This is a genomic window from Urechidicola sp. KH5, assembly GCF_054661455.1.
This window is the reverse complement of sequence record NZ_BAAFSW010000004.1, coordinates 159,336-174,230: the sequence shown is the minus strand read 5'-3', so window position 1 is coordinate 174,230 and position 14,895 is coordinate 159,336. Positions and strand designations below refer to the sequence as shown.

General features: G+C 33.7%; 12 protein-coding genes. 7 read left to right on the top strand and 5 right to left on the bottom strand.

Translation table 11 applies throughout. The annotated features are described in order from the left end of the window. Positions 1-24: 24 nt before the first annotated feature. Positions 25-1,176, top strand: a complete 1,152-nt coding sequence (locus ACYQ5R_RS11830) for a C1 family peptidase (protein ID WP_460191163.1) — start codon at positions 25-27, stop codon at positions 1,174-1,176. Positions 1,177-1,210: 34 nt separating this feature from the next. Here ACYQ5R_RS11830 and ACYQ5R_RS11825 read toward each other — a convergent pair whose 3' ends face one another. Both ACYQ5R_RS11825 and menD read right to left on the bottom strand, forming a co-directional pair. Then, entirely contained in the window at positions 1,211-1,630 is a 420-nt protein-coding gene (locus tag ACYQ5R_RS11825) for a S1 RNA-binding domain-containing protein (RefSeq protein WP_460191162.1), read from the bottom strand. Between the two features lie 6 nt (positions 1,631-1,636). Beyond that, on the bottom strand, positions 1,637-3,301 hold the full coding sequence (menD, locus tag ACYQ5R_RS11820; protein WP_460191161.1) for a 2-succinyl-5-enolpyruvyl-6-hydroxy-3-cyclohexene-1-carboxylic-acid synthase: 1,665 nt from the start codon (positions 3,299-3,301) through the stop codon (positions 1,637-1,639). A 92-nt stretch (positions 3,302-3,393) separates the two neighbouring features. Here menD and ACYQ5R_RS11815 point away from each other — a divergent pair, with 92 nt between their 5' ends. Beyond that, positions 3,394-4,377, top strand: a complete 984-nt coding sequence (locus ACYQ5R_RS11815) for a DUF1028 domain-containing protein (RefSeq protein WP_460191160.1) — start codon at positions 3,394-3,396, stop codon at positions 4,375-4,377. Here the strand turns inward: ACYQ5R_RS11815 and ACYQ5R_RS11810 are convergent. Genes ACYQ5R_RS11810 through ACYQ5R_RS11800 form a run of 3 tightly spaced genes read right to left on the bottom strand, consistent with a single transcriptional unit; the run spans position 4,372 to position 6,672 of the window. Beyond that, positions 4,372-5,397, bottom strand: coding sequence for a chorismate-binding protein (locus tag ACYQ5R_RS11810; RefSeq protein WP_460191159.1), 1,026 nt, complete (start codon positions 5,395-5,397; stop codon positions 4,372-4,374). The genes ACYQ5R_RS11815 and ACYQ5R_RS11810 overlap by 6 nt on opposite strands. After that, complete coding sequence (locus ACYQ5R_RS11805) at positions 5,394-6,251, bottom strand: alpha/beta fold hydrolase (RefSeq protein ID WP_460191158.1); 858 nt, start codon at positions 6,249-6,251, stop codon at positions 5,394-5,396. The genes ACYQ5R_RS11810 and ACYQ5R_RS11805 overlap by 4 nt, the downstream gene beginning before the upstream one ends. 1 nt (position 6,252) lies before the next feature. Further along, positions 6,253-6,672: a PaaI family thioesterase gene (locus ACYQ5R_RS11800; protein WP_460191157.1), complete on the bottom strand. Its 420-nt coding sequence runs from the start codon at positions 6,670-6,672 to the stop codon at positions 6,253-6,255. A 90-nt stretch (positions 6,673-6,762) separates the two neighbouring features. Here ACYQ5R_RS11800 and ACYQ5R_RS11795 point away from each other — a divergent pair, with 90 nt between their 5' ends. The 5 genes from ACYQ5R_RS11795 (at position 6,763) to ACYQ5R_RS11775 (ending at position 14,895) form a co-directional block, all read left to right on the top strand. Next, positions 6,763-7,257 (top strand): IS1096 element passenger TnpR family protein, encoded by a 495-nt coding sequence (locus ACYQ5R_RS11795; protein WP_460191156.1) that lies wholly within the window; start codon positions 6,763-6,765, stop codon positions 7,255-7,257. 78 nt (positions 7,258-7,335) lie between these two features. After that, positions 7,336-8,238 carry an ABC transporter ATP-binding protein gene (locus tag ACYQ5R_RS11790; protein ID WP_460191155.1) on the top strand — a complete coding sequence of 301 codons (903 nt, stop codon included), beginning with the start codon at positions 7,336-7,338 and terminating at the stop codon, positions 8,236-8,238. Between the two features lie 2 nt (positions 8,239-8,240). Further along, on the top strand, positions 8,241-9,068 hold the full coding sequence (locus tag ACYQ5R_RS11785) for an ABC transporter permease (protein ID WP_460191154.1): 828 nt from the start codon (positions 8,241-8,243) through the stop codon (positions 9,066-9,068). 59 nt (positions 9,069-9,127) lie between these two features. Further along, a complete protein-coding gene (locus ACYQ5R_RS11780; RefSeq protein ID WP_460191153.1) occupies positions 9,128-13,123 on the top strand; it encodes a T9SS type B sorting domain-containing protein in 3,996 nt (1,331 codons plus the stop codon). Then, complete coding sequence (locus ACYQ5R_RS11775; RefSeq protein WP_460191152.1) at positions 13,123-14,895, top strand: T9SS type B sorting domain-containing protein; 1,773 nt, start codon at positions 13,123-13,125, stop codon at positions 14,893-14,895. The genes ACYQ5R_RS11780 and ACYQ5R_RS11775 overlap by 1 nt, the downstream gene beginning before the upstream one ends.

Below are 14,895 nucleotides of genomic sequence, written 5' to 3'. Positions count from 1 at the left end.
CAATCTTTTTAAAACAAACAATCAATGCAAAAATTAGTTACAGCTATTTGCCTTTTAATTGCAATGAGTATTAGCGCTCAAGATGTACAATTAAAAAGCAACAAAACAATTACCCCATCTGCCGCTTACGATTTTAAAACAATAATTGATATCGAAGCATCTGCTGTAAAAAGTCAAGGTAGAACTGGTACTTGTTGGAGTTTTTCTACAACATCTTTTATTGAGTCAGAAATTTACAGACAAACAGGCAAGAGCATTGATTTGTCTGAAATGTATACCGTTCGAGCAACGTACTATCAAAAAGCATGGAATTATGTAATGCGCCAAGGTAAAACACAGTTTAGTGAGGGTGGTTTAGCACATGATATGATTAATGCTACTAAATCTCATGGTTTGGTAACAGAAGAAGCATATTCTGGCTTATTAAATGGAGCAACAAGACATGATCATTCTACCATAGTACCAACACTAAAAAAAGTGTTGGATGTATATATTGCGGAACAAAATCACAGTGATGAATGGAAAAAAGAAGTTAGCTCTATTCTCGATGAAAAACTTGGAGCTGATATAGAGGAGTTTGCCTATGAAGGGAAGATTTACACTCCTGAATCATTTTTAAAAATGACAGGTATTAACCCAGATGATTATGTAACAATCACTTCGTTTAATCATATACCTTATTACAATTCGTTTGTTTTAAACATTCCAGATAATTTCTCTAATGGTAGTTTTTACAATGTTCCTTTAGAAGAATTACACAAAATAACGATGGCATCTTTAGAAAAAGGTTACACTGTAGAATGGGATGGTGATGTAAGTGAAAAAACATTTTCTTCAAGACATGGTGTTGCTGTTGTTCCTGCAAAAAAAGAACAGACCGAAATTGCTTTAAAACAAATGGTAAACGAAATTGACGTAACACCAGAATTTCGTCAACAAGAATTTGAAAATTACAACACCACAGATGATCATTTAATGCACATTATGGGCTTGGTTAAAGATCAAGAAGGTAACATCTATTATAAAATTAAGAATTCTTGGGGTGCGAATAGTGACCGTGTAGGCAATGGCGGATATATTTACATGAGTGAATCTTACTTTAAACTAAAATCTATATCGGTTATGGTACATAAAGATGTACTTAGCGATGAGCTCAAGAAAAAATTACACATCTAAAATAAAAAAGGCTTCTAACGAAGCCTTTTTTATTTTATTTATGATTTAATCTTATTCCCTTTTCTTCAAGAACAATTACCTTAGACCGGTACAAACTTCCAATAGCACTTTTAAAGGCTTTTTTACTCATATTCAATTCGTACTTAATTGTATCTGGATCAGATTTATCATGCAAAGCCAAATAACCACCGTGTTCTTGCAATGATTTTAAAACGCGAGCCTCATTTTCAACTAAGGTCTTTTTAAAACCAATTGGTTGTAAACTCACATCAATCTTGCCATCTTCTCGAATCTTCTTTATATATCCAACACGGTTGTCTCCCTCCTCTACTTTAACATACATCTCGTTTTTGTAGAGTAAACCTTCGAATTGCTTATTTATTAGTACTGTAAAACCTATGCGCGTATTGCGTCCTATAATCAAATCAACTTTATCACCTACTTTTAAATCCATAAGTTTTTATTTTATTGCAGCAAAGTATTGCTTTAAAACACGGTCGTTTAAACTACTTGGCGTTTTTACCTCTAATACTTGTGGCACATCATTATTGTTAAACAACTGATCTAATCCATCTTTCAACGAAATTAAATCTGTTGCCTTAAGATAAGACAATCCGTACAATTCACACAATGGTTTCGCATTTAATCCGTGTGGTGTTTCAAAGTATGGTAAAGCATTCACATTTTGAGGACCTGGTATGATTTTAAAAATACCTCCACCGTCATTATTTATCAAAATTACCTTAAAATTCTTTGGAATATGAGTGTTCCAAAAGGCATTACTATCATAGAAAAAGCTGATATCTCCAGTAATAAATACCGTTGGTAATTTGTTAGACATCGCTGCTCCAATTGCCGTACTTGTACTACCATCTATACCACTAGTGCCTCGATTACAAAAAACCTGAATACAATTATTCAAATCAAATAGTTGTGCGTAACGCACTATAGAGCTATTGGCCAATTGCAGCTGAATATTGTTTGGTAATCTATTAATTACAGTTTCGAACACTTTCAAATCGCTATAGTCGCAAGAAGACAGATATTCTTTATGCTTTTTGGCGCGCTTTTCTTTTATCTGTAACCATTGCTTTTGATAAGTACTAACATTTGAATCAAAGTCGTACACTCTAAATAACAACTGACTAAAAAAAAGTTCAGGTGTCATTTTAAAATGGGTAGTTAAACTAAAAAAAGTATCAAATGCCTTTTTGTTATCAATATGCCAATGCGCAATTGGTTTAAATTTTCTTAGGAATTGTTTTATTTTCTTAGAAACAATCATTCCGCCGCAAGTAATTAAAAGGTCTGGTTGTAATTCTTTTAAATCTTGTTCTTCTAACGTAAAAATAGCCTTATCTATACTATTGATACTCTTCGACAAAAATGCATTAGATGTCGTTTCTGTTAGCACAATAACGCCCTCATCTTCAACTAACTTTTCTAACTGCTTCACAAATAATTCATCTGGGAATTTACTACCTACTAAAATCATTTTTTTAGAAGCAGATTTCCAATTTTGTTCTACAGTATCAACTTTAGCCTCTTCTAAAGGTGTATTCTCTATTTGCACTTTTTCTATAGGCAATTCTATAATTGCCTCTGTTAATTCATATAAAGGCTCATCAAAAGGCACATTTATATGAACTGGTCCTTTTTGCGCAATGGCAATTCCTAAACTTTTAATAATCCTACTGGTATTATCTGCGCTTTCATCAATAAGATTTACCTCAGAAAGTATGTGGTTTTTAAATACGCCTTCCTGTCTTATTGTTTGTCCATCTCCAACATCAATCAAATGAGCAGGCCTATCTGCAGATATAACAACCAGTGGAATATCGCTGTAAAAAGCTTCTGAAACTGCAGGATAATAATTTAAAAGAGCTGACCCAGATGTACATAATACAGCCACAGGTTCTTGCAATTGCTGAGCAATTCCTAATGCAAAAAAAGCGGCACAACGCTCATCTACCACACTGTAAGTTTTAATTGCTTGATGATTTGAAAAACCAATAGTTAAGGGTGCATTTCTTGAACCAGGAGAAATTACGACATGCTTTAATCCATGCGCCACACATGAAGCAATTACTTGTTGAGCTAATTCGTTTTTTGGAAACTGGGACATGAAGTAAAATTATCACTACAAAAATACGTATTCTAATTAAAGTGGACGCGAATTCTTATATTTGAAAAACAAATTTTATCAACTAAACTTTCATGAAAAAACTACTACTAATACTCTGTCTTTTTTTTACTATTCAAGAATCATTCAGTCAGTTTTACAAAGATAAAGAACCCTTTACACACACATACTCTATTGTTGCTAGAGATAGTATTACGGGAGAAATGGGTGTGGCTGTGCAATCGCATTGGTTTAGTGTTGGTAGTTTAGTTACCTATGGCAAAGCCGGAGTTGGAGTTGTTGCAACGCAATCATTAGTAAATCCAAGTTATGGCCCTAATGGTTTAAAATTAATGGAAAAAGGGTTAACACCTCAACAAGCTTTAGATTCGTTAATGATGATAGACGAAGGCGCTGCATATAGACAAGTTGCCTTTTTGAATAAAGATGGACTTGTTGCTTCACATACTGGTGATAAATGTATTACTGCGGCAGGGCATGTTACTGGTCCAAATTTTTCAGTACAAGCCAATATGATGTTAAGACCAACAGTTTGGGATGCCATGGCAAATGCTTTTAAAACAACAGAAGGCTCGCTTGCAGAGCGAATGCTCGCAGCAATGAAAGCAGCGGAAAAAGAGGGCGGAGATATTCGCGGAAAACAATCTGCAGCAATGTTAATTGTAAAACCAGAAAGTACCGGTAATAGTTGGGAAGATACTGTATTAGAATTACGAATAGAGGATTATGAAAATCCTATTCGTGAATTAGAGCGATTATTGAAAGTACATAAAGCTTATGATTTTATGAACCAAGGAGATATCGCCATGGAACATGGAGATTCTGAAAAGGCAGAACAGTTGTATTTGAGTGCTCAAAAACTATTTCCTAAAAATTTAGAGATGAAGTTTTGGTATGCTATCAATCTTTTGAATAATGAAGATTATGAAAAAGCGCATCCAATCTTAAAAGATATCTTTTTTCAAGATAACCATTGGCGACTGCTAACTGAAAGATTGGTTCACAGCGAATTACTCACCATACCACATGAAGAAGTTCAGAAAGTTTTAAAACTATAATACCTTTTTTATAATAGCTGCCTTAGCAACCGTTTCATTCCATTCTGCCTCTGGTTTACTATTTTCAGTTACACCTCCACCAATATAAATTTGAACCGATTTGGTTTTAGGGTTTATTTGCATACATCTTAGGTTTACATATAAATCAGCATGATTTTTAGATAATTCACCCAAATAACCAGTATAGTAAGAGCGGTCATAACCTTCTTCTTTTATGATAAATGCCTTTGCTTCCTTTTTAGGTGTGCCACAAGTAGCAGGTGTTGGATGCAAAGTTTCAATTAAAGAATCAATTGCTACATTCTTAGTAAGTTTACCAGAAATATCTGCCCTTAAATGCAGTAAACTTCCGGCTTTCGTGGTATATGTGTCAGAAACTTTAAAGTCAAAACCTTTTAATATTTCTTTGATATAATCAACTACAAATTGATGTTCCTCTTTCTCTTTATCTCCCCAAGAAACATCCAAAGAGTCAACATATTTCTGAGTAGCGGCCAAGGCCATCACTTCAAATTCATTATTCTTAACTTGTAGTAATCGCTCCGGTGTAGCTCCCATCCAAATACCCGTTTTAGGATGTATCCATATATATACAAATGCATTAGCATATTGAGCTAACAATTTAATAAACAACAAATCTAAATCAACTTGATTTAGTAAAACCTCTTCTATTCTTGAAACAACAATTTTAGATATTTCTGAAGTACTTATCTTCTGTATGGTTTTGGTAACCAAATCAACATGTGCTTCTTTTGAGCCTGCTGCTTTTTCAATATGAGAATCCATTTCCTCAATATCAGGCATCTCAAATTCTAAAGTCTTCGCATCAGAAAATGGAATTATATAAGTTCCTCTTTTTACATGAAATGGGGCGAAAATAAAACCTTCTTGCTGGTTATAAAAATGAATCTCATCGGAGCTTTGCAAATATCCTCGAACAATATTTTCATTTGGTTTGCTATACAAAACCAAAGGTCTCTTTAAAGCAATACTTTTATCAATACATTCTTTTATACTCACTCTTCAATTACTTTAATTAATTCTTGTTTTATTTCCTCAAATCGCGACCAAATCAAATCATGACTTGCACCTGTTAATGTGAGAATTTCATATTGCTCTTTAGAAAACTGATTTTCTAGAAATATAGAATTCTCATAAGGTACAATCCAATCAACATCTCCATGTATAGAAATAACATTTGCCGGAGTATTACCCCACGATTGCTCTATGGATTGTAAATCTTCAGGATGCCCTATTTTTTCTACTGAAGCCGCTTCTAACATTTTGGGCATCATCCAACGTGTTAATCGCCACTTATAAAAATTGACAAACCAAAACATGGGCTCTGCTTCAGAAGAAACTGCTCCTGCCATTATAACCACCTTTTTATACGACTTTTGAGAAGCTAATGCAATTGGACCTCCATAACTATACCCTGCCAAAATGGTGGTCTCTACATTCAACGAATCTGTAAACCTATTAATCCAAGCTTGTTCAAATGCAATTGGCTGTACTTCTTTTAAAGAATTCTCTGAATACCCTACTCGATCAAGAGCTAATAAATTAGCCTTGGAACGCAAATCGTCATCTACCAAATATGCCTTAAAATCCATGCTACCACCTGGTGAACCATGTAATAAAATAAGTGTGGGTTTCAGCGAATCTATCTCTTCTTGAGTTGATATTATTCGAAATTCCTTATCTCTAAAAGATGAATGTTGAATAAAAACGGACTTATTATTATCATCAAAAAATTCGCGAACCTCATCATCACTAAAAGGTTTAAAAAAAATATTGATAGTAATAATAAAAAGTATTAATAGACCTATCAATAAATAGGCTAAAATCTTTAAGACTTTTTTTAAAAAATTCATTCTATGCTTTTGGTAGCAGAATTACGGTTAGCTTACACATTGAAATTAAATTCTCCTGTTCATCTGTGATCTTAATCTCCCACAGATGCGTGGTTCTACCTCTATGAATGGGTCTTGCTGTTGCATATACCATACCTGATGAAATACTTTTTAGATGATTTGCAGATATTTCTAATCCTCTAACCTTAAATTTTTCTCGATCCACAAAAATGTGCGATGCAAAACTACCGGTAGTTTCTGCCAAGGCAACCGTTGCACCTCCATGTAAAACTCCATCTGGTTGATGTACCTTAGAATTTACTGGCATACTGGCTACTAAATAATCTTCTCCTACTTCAACCATTTTGATATCTAAGGTCTCCATAAGTGTATTTTTAATCACCGTTTGATTCACATGAGCTAATAAAGATTCTTTATTCATAGGTTGCTGTTTAATGGGATAAAAGTAATGATAAAATAGCGAATCAAAATTTGATTTTATTAGTATTTTTGCACTCAAGAAACAGGATTCATGCAATACAAAATTAGAGCCATACTAGATGTTGAAAAAGATGTTATTAGAGACGTGATAATAGATGCATCTAATAATCTTGAGGATTTGCATAAAGTACTTTCTAATGCCTTTGGATTTAATGGTCAAGAAATGGCTTCATTCTACAAAGCCGATGCAGATTGGAATCAAGGTGAAGAATATGCACTTTTCGATATGGGAACCAATAATGCTATGAAAGATGTACAAATTAAAGCAGCTTTGCCTAGAATTGGTGAAAAGTTGATTTACGTATATGACTTTATGAGCATGTGGACCTTTTTTGTGGAAGTCTCAGATACTGATGTTAGTTCAACCGAGTCATTACCATCTATTTCTTTTGCTTTTGGAGATGTGCCAGAGGAAGCTCCCGAAAAATCATTTTCTTCAGAAAGTATGAATGATGCCTTTGGCTTAGATGAGGATTTAGATGATGACTTCGGTGGTTTTGACAACATTGACGACTACAATTTTTAATCCTGAAATTCATTTCATTTTTCCTGTAACAATTCTGTAACTTGGTCGTTTAATAGTTAACAACCAAATTATACACTATTGGAAACCATTCTTACTCTCAATAATCTCGATAAGAAATTTGGGCATGTTCATGCCGTTAACAACTTATCTTTTCAAATAAAAAAAGGCAACGTTTATGGAATTTTAGGTCCGAACGGAAGTGGAAAATCAACTACGTTAGGAATCATTCTAAATGTTGTAAATAAAACTTCTGGTGACTATAAATGGTTTGATGGAAGCATGTCCACACACGATGCATTAAAAAAAGTTGGAGCTATTATTGAGCGACCAAATTTCTACCCGTATATGACTGCTGCTCAAAACTTGGCATTGGTTTGCAAGATAAAAGGGGTTTCAACTAAAGTAATTAATGAAAAACTTAAAACAGTTAATCTTTATGAACGTAGAGATGACAAATTCAAGACCTACTCACTGGGTATGAAGCAACGTTTGGCAATTGCATCTGCTTTGTTAAACGACCCAGAAATTTTGATTTTAGATGAACCTACCAATGGTTTGGATCCAAAAGGTATTCATGAAATCAGGCAAATCATAAAAAAAATTGCGAAAAACGGAACAACAATTTTGTTAGCCTCTCACCTACTCGATGAAGTTGAAAAAGTATGCTCGCATGTTGTTGTTATTAGAAACGGCGTAAAATTATACGATGGCCCTACAGATGAGATTACCAATTCTCATGGATTCTTTGATTTAAATACAGAAGGTCAGAACGAAAAATTGATCGAATTATTAAATGCATATACTGGTATTGCCAGCGTAAAAACAGAATTAGATGGAACATTAGTTGCCACTTTGGATAAAAATATTGCTGCCTCAGAAATCAACAAATATCTTTTTGAACAAGGCATTACTTTAACACACCTAGTTAAACGCAAACCTAGTTTAGAGCAACAATTCTTAACCTTAACTAACAACAACTAATCATGCTAAGACTTTTAAATATAGAATTCCATAAATTAAAACACAATAGAGCTAGTAGGATATTAATTTTAGCTTACTTCATCTTATTATCATGTATCTCACTGATTGCTGCAATAAAGTTTGATTTTGCTGAAATCAACTTTCACTTGGCTGAAATGGGTATTTTTAATTTCCCATACATCTGGCATTTAAACACTTTTGTAGCGGCTATTTTAAAATTCTTTTTACTATTGGTAATCGTATCTATGATGGCTAATGAATACAGTAATAAAACATTAAAACAGAATTTAATAGACGGGTTGAGTAAAAAAGAATTTGTACTATCCAAATTCTATACTGTTATTGCGTTTTCTGCAATTTCAACATTATTTGTTTTTGTAATATCACTAATTCTAGGATACGCTTATTCAGACTTTACAGAACTTAGTATAGTTACAACAGATTTAGAATATTTAATCGCGTTCTTAATCAAATTAATTGGGTTCTTCTCTTTCGGATTATTTTTAGGAATCCTTATAAAAAGGTCTGCTTTTGCCGCGGCTTTTTTAATAATCTGGAATTTTATCGAATTAATGATTAAAGGATTGTTGCATTGGAAAACAGATTGGAATGTTGATGCAGTTATGAGATTTTTGCCGCTAGAATCAATGTCTAACCTAATAAAAGAACCATTGACGCGATTCTCTGCAGTGCAGTCATTAACAAATCAATTAGGTGAAGATTTAAGTAAAGATTATTCTGTTCAGATATTAGATATTCTAATTGTATCGGGGTGGACTTTTATCTTTATTTACCTGTCATATAGGTTGTTATTAAAAAGAGATTTGTAATCTGTTAAAAAAAGGCATTACTGACGACAGATGATTATATTTGTTGTCCAATTTTGCCTATGAAATCAATCTTTTCTATTTTTTTTCTTTTAACATGTGTTTGTCAATCTGTTGCACAGGGTGAGGCAAATATTTGGTATTTTGGACATAATGCAGGACTTGATTTTAACTCTGGAATACCCGTAGCATTAAATAATGGCCAGCTGAACACATATGAGGGTTGCTCTTCCTTTTCAGACGGTAACGGCAATCTTTTGTTCTATTCAGACGGCACAACAGTTTGGAATAGAAATCACACTCCCATGGTAAATGGAACAAATTTGGCAGGTGACGCTTCTAGTACGCAATCTGCTATGATTATCCCCAAACCTAATAGTTCAAGCGAATACTATATTTTTACCGTTGGTGCTCAATCAAGTGAAAATGCAGGTTTTAATTATTATACAATTGATATGACAGCTGCAGGAGGATTTGGAGCCATAGTGGCAGGACCAATTGATCTTACACAGGAAAGGCTAGCTGCATTATGGACTGAAAAAGTTGCAGCTGTTCAAGGTGGAGATTGTGACTCCTATTGGGTACTTTCGTATATTCAAAATGAATTTTTTGCCTATCGTGTTTCAAGTTCTGGTGTTGCTTCTACCCCAGTGAGATCTGTAATACCTTTTTTTGCTACAGATCCTCGAGGATATTTAAAAATTTCGCCTGACGGAACAAAAATAGCTATAGCTCATATGAGTAATAGCAATATATTACTTTATGATTTTGACGACAATACTGGAGTGGTATCTAATGAAAGAAATTTATTTCTGCCTTTTCTGCCAGAACAACCATCTTTTTATCAATCCAATCAAGCCTATGGTGTGGAATTTTCACCAAACAGTCAGCTATTGTATGTACATGCCTCTAATGGAGCTGCCTGGAATGACAATAACCCTACTTCACACTTTTCAACTTTAACACAATATGACGTAACACTTTCTTCAGCAATAGATATTAGTAATTCTGCCATTGTGATAGACCAACAAAACATGTATCGTGGAGCTTTACAACTTGGACCAGATCACAAAATTTATAGATCAATTTCTCAATCATATGAAATTGGCATGCCATTTTTAGGAGTTATAGATCAACCAAATGAACGAGGAGAATTAGCGAACTATATTCACAATGGTGTTAATTTAGGAGGCCAGACCTCGTCTCAAGGACTACCTCCATTTATTGCCTCTATTTTCTCAAATGTCGAATTGACGGCAGAAATCAGTGATACTGGCGAAATTCAACTAATAAACGATCAAAATTTTCAATTATGCATAGGAGAATCTGTTTCAATAACTTCAGAAATGATTACAGGTTCTTCAACATATGAATGGTTCAAAAATGGCCAATCATTTTCTACTGACCCAAATATTGATTTAAATAATGTTAGTCCTTCAGATAATGGCAATTATTTATTGGTTGTAAATAATGTTGATGATTGCGGTAATATAAATACTTTAGAAGGTCAATTCACCCTCGTTGTTGAAAATATTCCTTATGCCGGAGCACCCGAGGATATTATAGAGTGTGACGAAGATAACGATAGCCTATTTAGTTTTGACTTAAGTCAAAATGATGCGCTAATTATTGATGGTCAATCGGATGTTGAAGTATTGTACTTTCTTTCTATGGAAGATGCCGAAAACATAGAAAATGCTTTGCCAAGACCTTATGAATTTGAAGGCGGAACTGTATATGCAAGAGTGCAACACATTAGAAGTAATCGATGTCATAGTATAACGTCCTTTGAAACTTTTGTTTATAGTGCTGCATTACCAACAGAAAGCATGGATATGACTCCTTTAGTATCATGTGACAATTCAAGTATTGGTTCATTTAGCGATGGTTTTATCATTTCTGACATCACTTCAAAAGCTACAGAAATACTGAATGGCCAAAATCCAACCGAATTCGTTTTAACATATTTTACAGATGACTTATATGCAAATCAAATTATTAATCCATCCGCTTTTCAAAATACAATAGCTGGCGGACAAACCATTTATGTGCAAGTAACGAATGCTTTAAATACTGATTGCTTTGCTCAAACTTCTTTTGATTTAAATATTTACGAGCAACCTATAGCCAATATTGCTCCAGCTATGATTCTTTGTGACGATGATAATGATGGTAGTATGACCTTTGATTTAATATCTCAGAATGACTTCATCAATACCACATCAGGTATGACCATTACATATCATACATCTATTTTGGAAGCGGAATCCGGAGAGAATGGTATTACCAGTTTTACTGGTTCCAATGGAACTCTTATTTATGCAAGAGTGGAGAATGAATTATTTGCTGGATGTTATGATATTTCCGAATTTGAATTATTGTTATATGATAGCCCGTTTCCTTTAGATAGCTCCTCAATTACTCGAATAGAATCTTGCGACAATACCAGTTATGGTTCAGATACCGATGGAATAATTCTATTTGATTTAACTCAAAAAGAATCAGAAATCTTAAACGGACAAGACCCCACTAAATTTAACATTACATATTATACCGATTCTGGATATATCGATCAAATTATAAATCCTCAAAATTACGCAAACTCAGCATTTGTTGGTGGTCAAACCATTTATGTTCGTATGTCTAATTCATTGGAATCAACTTGTTTTTCAGATACCTCTTTTGAGATTTCAATTTTTGAATTGCCAAATGTTTTAGATAATTATACCTACAAAAACTGTGATGAAGATGGCACACCGGATGGGTTTACTGATTTCAATTTAGAGCAAGTAAATGAATTTATAACGTTAGGGGATTCTAGTTTAAATGTGACTTATCATTTATCTATGTCTGATGCCGATTCTGGAGCGTCTAATATTGACCCGCCAAGTCCATTTAATAATAGTATTCAAAATATCATATATGCTCGAATAGAAAATAATAATGGTTGTCATAGGGTAAGTACGATAGAATTAGAGGTTTCTACCACCTCATTTCCTGTAAACTACAATTTCACCTTAGAAATGTGCGATGATGATGCAGTTGATGATGCTATGACTACATTTGATTTATCTCAAGCAACGGCAGATATATTAAATCAATTCCCTCCAGGTCAACCACTTTCAATTCATTATTACAGAAACTTATCTGATGCTCAAACCGAAGTGAATGAAATCACAAATATTTCAGCTTTCGAAATTGAGCAACCTAATCAACAAGAATTATATGTTCGTGTTGAAAGTGATGCAAATGGAGACTGTTTTGGATTAGGTTCTCATGTTACGCTTATTGTATATCCTAAACCATCATTTGATGTTATACCTGAAGCGATTGTTTGTTTAAATACTCCACCTGTAACTTTAGAAACAGTAAATGCACAAGGTAATTACAACTATCAATGGATAAATGAAGCAGGTACAATTGTAAGTAATGCTCCAACTGCTGAAGTTTATTCTGAAGGCGTATATGAGGTAATCGCTAGTTATACAAGCAGCGCCGGTGTTTGTTACTCAGACCCAAGATATGTAACTGTATCTAAATCAAATATTGCCACTATTTCTTCAGAAGATATTACTGTAGTTGACGATTCAGAAAACAACTCCATAACAATTGACACCACAAATTTAGGTGAAGGAGATTATGAATTTGCTATTGACAATGGCAATGGGGGTATAGGATTTTTTCAAGAGGACCCATTTTTCGAAAATATCTCTCCGGGTGTAAGAACTGTTTATGTTCAGGATAAAAATGGCTGTGGTATGGTGAGTATTGAAGTACCCGTTATAGGTTTCCCAAGTTTCTTTACTCCAAATAACGATGGTCATAATGACATTTGGCAAATTAAAGGCGTGACCTCAAATTTCTTTAGCTCCAGCCAAGTATATATTTTTGATAGGTATGGTAAATTATTAGCCACCATAAATCCTCAAACTGGTTGGGATGGATTTTATAATGGCGAAGCGCTACCCTCAAGTGATTATTGGTTTACCGCAACTTTAACCGAACAAAATGGTACTGTAAGAGTACGAAAAGGAAATTTTAGCTTGATTCGGAGATAATGAAAAGAAAAGCTTTCATACTAATATGGGTGCTATTTCAACTTTCTATACAAGCGCAAAACGTATCACTGTATAAACAATTTGGAGGTCCAATAGATTTTACAATTATTGGAAATACGCTTAACATCCAAGAAAACGGATTCTTTACACCTTGCGTAATAACTACCTCTTCAAGTGCTGCGTTACAATTAAATATTGAGGATGAGGTATTAGGTGCTTATTTATATTGGGCAGGTTCTGGCACAGGAGACTTTGACGTTGTATTAAATGAAACCCCTATTACAGCTACAAGAACATTTTCAGATGACCTTAATGAGCAGTTAGTATTTTTTAGTGCGTTTTACGATATTACAGAACAAGTCTTAGCAACAGGAAACAACACCTATACCTTAAGTGAATTAGATTTAACAGGTATTATCGATCAATACTGCCCTAACGGAACAAATTTTGGCGGATGGTCTATCCTAGTGGTTTACAGGAATGAAAACTTACCACTAAACCAAGTAAATATTTATGATGGATTACAGCATGTACCAGATAATTTAAGTATCAACCTAACAAATATTGAAGTAATAGATAATGACGGTGCTAAAATAGGTTTTATAGCTTGGGAAGGAGATGCTTTTTTAAGTGTGAATGAATCCTTATTCATCAATGGTAATCTCATTGGAAACCCTCCTCTAAACCCAAGTAACAACGCATTTAATGGTACCAATAGTTTTACAAATTCAAATCAATTGTACAATATGGATTTGGATGTATATGATGTTCAGAACAACATTCAAATAGGAGATACTGAAGCTCTTATTGAATTAACCTCTGGACAAGATTTCGTAATGATTAATACAGTTATTACTAAATTTAACAGCCAGCTCCCGGATCCCAGTATAGCCATAGAAAATGTGACAATTACTAATTGTAATGAAGGTATAGGCACTATTGATGTTGTTGTTTCTAACAACAATGCTACAAAAGCACTACCAGAAAATACCTCTATAACTATTTATGCAAATGATATTCTCTTAGCAACAATTTATACAACTAATGAAATAGATATTAATGCCCAACAATCGTATAGTATTCCAATCGTCATACCAGAAGCGGTGTTATTCAACTTTAATTTTACCGCCATTGTTAATGAGATTGATCCTGTATTAGAAATCAATCCAGATAACAACAAAGACATATTAGATTATAGTTATCCTCAAGCACCAGAAATTGAGAGTCCTATTGATTTATTGGAATGTAATATTGGTTTTAATACTGCCAATTTTGATTTAAGTGAATCTTACAATTTTTTAAAAGACCAAGTTGAAAATGATGACGCTATTTTATTTTTTCCAACTATAGAAGACCTTGAAGCAGACATCAATGCTATAAATCCCAATGTCCTATATACAAATAGTTCAAACCCTCAGATTATCTATATAAAAGCTGTTAACCAAACAACTGGATGTTTTAGTATAGGTGAATTTTCACTTTCGGTATACAATTGCCCTCCTACAGTACCAGATGGCTTCTCACCTAATGGTGATGGAATTAACGAAACATTCAATATTACTGGTCTATATGATATTTTTTTAGATTTTAACTTAGAAATCTACAACAGAAATGGCAGCCTCGTTTACCGTGGTAATCAGAATATAGATAAATGGAATGGGAGACTAAAAAATACTAAAGAATTAGTTCCGATAGGTATATACTTCTATATACTTCAATTGAATGACCCAAACTATCAAGCGATTCAGGGCAGTGTCTATGTGAGCAGATAA